General features: G+C 61.7%; 2 protein-coding genes. Both read left to right on the forward strand.

Features of this window, described 5'->3' with window-relative positions; genetic code table 11:
- Positions 1–1,472 (forward strand): TIGR04028 family ABC transporter substrate-binding protein (locus QMM04_RS22190; protein WP_282997065.1); only part of this gene is annotated, 1,472 nt, incomplete at its 5' end.
- Positions 1,473–1,482: 10 nt separating this feature from the next.
- On the forward strand, positions 1,483–2,363 hold an 881-nt coding region (locus QMM04_RS22195; protein WP_282997066.1), incomplete at its 3' end, for an ABC transporter permease.

The raw sequence follows: 2,363 nt of genomic DNA on the forward strand, positions 1-2,363 counted from the left end.
TCTACCCCAACGGCGGCATTTTGAACCAAATCACGGACAAACTGACCTGGCAGAACCCGAAAACGCTGCAGGTTGAACCCTGGGTGGCTGAAAGCTGGACCACGAACGCCGACAGAACCGAATACACCTTTAAGATCCGCCCCGGCATCACCTTCTCTGACGGCACGCCGCTTGACGCCAGCGCCGTGGCGAAAAACTTCGATACCTACGGGCTGGGCAACAAGGCGCAGCGCCTGCCGGTTTCAGAGGTGATCAACAATTACGATCGCAGCGAAGTGATCGACCCCCTGACCGTGAAGTTCTTCTTCAAAAAGCCGTCGCCCGGCTTCCTGCAGGGCACCGCGACCATTGGCTCAGGCCTGGTATCGCTAAGCACCCTCAAGCGCAATTTTGAAGAGCTGGGCGATGCCCGCCACATCATCGGCTCCGGCCCGTTTGTGGTGAAGGACGAGAAGCTCGGCCGCGAAGTGACGCTACAGGCGCGAAAGGACTATCAGTGGGGGCCGAAAAACCTGGCGCAGCAGGGGCCTGCGAACCTGGACGGCATCACGTTTATCGTCACGCAGGAAGACAGCGTGCGCGTCGGCGCGCTGCTGGCCGGGCAGGCCGATTTTATTCGTCAGGTTCAGGCCTATGACGAAAAACAGGCCACCGACCAGAGCTATAAAATCTACGCAGCACCCACGCGCGGGGTAAACGACAGCATCAGCTTCCGCCCGGATAATCCGCTGGTCGCCGACATTCGCGTTCGCCAGGCGCTGCTGCACGCCACCAATGCAAAACAGGTGGTCGATACCCTCTTCTCGCCCAACTACCCGCAGGCAAAATCGGTGATTGCCGATTCCGCCGCAGGCTTTGTCGATCTCAGCGACAAGCTCACCGTCGATCCCGCTAAAGCCAACGCGCTGCTGGACGAGGCAGGTTGGAAAGCGGGCGCCGACGGGATACGCGCCAAAGACGGCCAGCGTCTGGCGCTCACCGTTTATGAGTCCCTGCCGCAGCCGCAAAACAAAGAGGTGCTGCAGCTGGTCGCCCAGCAGTGGCGTCAGGTTGGCGTGGCGCTGAGCGTGAAGGCGGGTGATGCAGGCAGCCGCACGCTGGATAACCTCGACCCGCTGAAAACCCCGCTGACCGTCTCCGAAGTGGGCCGCGCCGACCCGGACGTGGTGAAAAGCATGTTCTACCCGGCGAACCGCGACGCCCTGCTGCAAAAGGGTGGCTCCAGCGACAAGGTGAAAAACTTCCGCGACGACAGACTCAATGCGCTGCTGGTGGACATTTCTGCCGAAGTCGATCCGCAAAAACGCCTGCAGCTCACCGGCGATGCCCAGCGCTACCTGCTGGATAACGCCTATGTCATTCCGATCTTTGAAGAGCCGCAGGTCTTTGCCGGGGCCCCCTGGCTGAAGGGCGTAAGTTTCGAAGCGGTAGGCCGCCCGTCGTTCTACGGCGCGTGGATTGAAAAACACTGAGGAGCAGACGATGAGCCACGCACTTCTTCAACGCGCAGGGCACGGGCTGCTGGTCCTGTGGGCCGCCTTCACCCTCTCGTTCGTGTTGCTTCAGGTACTGCCGGGTGACGCGGTGCTGATTAAGTTCCAGAACCCGGACCTGGGCTTAAGCCCGGCGCAAATCGAGGAGATGCGCGTGGCCTACGGCGCAGACAGCCCGCTGTGGCAACAGTATGCCCACACGCTGCTGGCGATGCTGCACGGGGATTTTGGCTTTTCCCTGCAGGCGGGCGTGCCGGTCAGCGAGCTGATTGCCAGCAACCTGCCGGACACCCTGAGCCTCGCCCTGCCCGCCTTTTTGCTCGCCGTACTGCTGGCGTTTGCTCTGGCCTTTGCTTCCCGCCTGCCGGGGCTACGCTGGCTGAGCAATACCCTTCAGTCGCTGCCGGTGCTGTTTATCTCGCTGCCCACCTTCTGGCTCGGCATCGCCCTGATCCAACTCTTCTCCTTCCAGCTGCGGCTGATCCCGGTCATTAACCCGTCGCCCCTGCAGGGGCTGATCCTGCCGATCGTGACCGTTGCCATTCCGATCTCCGCCCCGCTGGCGCAAATCCTGATGCGTAGCCTCGACCAGGTGGCGGCGCAGCCGTTTGTCGCCGTTGCGCGGGCAAAGGGGCTGAGTGAAACCGCCGTGCTGTGGCGTCACGTCACCGGCAACGCCCTGCTGCCGGTGCTGAATATTGCCGGGCTGCTTTTGGGTGAACTGATTGCCGGGGCGCTGATTACAGAAACCGTTTTTGGCCGCAGCGGGCTTGGGCAGCTCACGCAGCAGGCGGTGAATAACCAGGATATCGCGGTGCTTCAGGCCGTCGTCATGATTTCCGCGCTGGGCTTTGTGCTGATTAACCTGCT

It is taken from the genome of Pantoea sp. Pa-EAmG, from assembly GCF_030024295.1.
Lineage (GTDB): Bacteria > Pseudomonadota > Gammaproteobacteria > Enterobacterales > Enterobacteriaceae > Pantoea > Pantoea dispersa.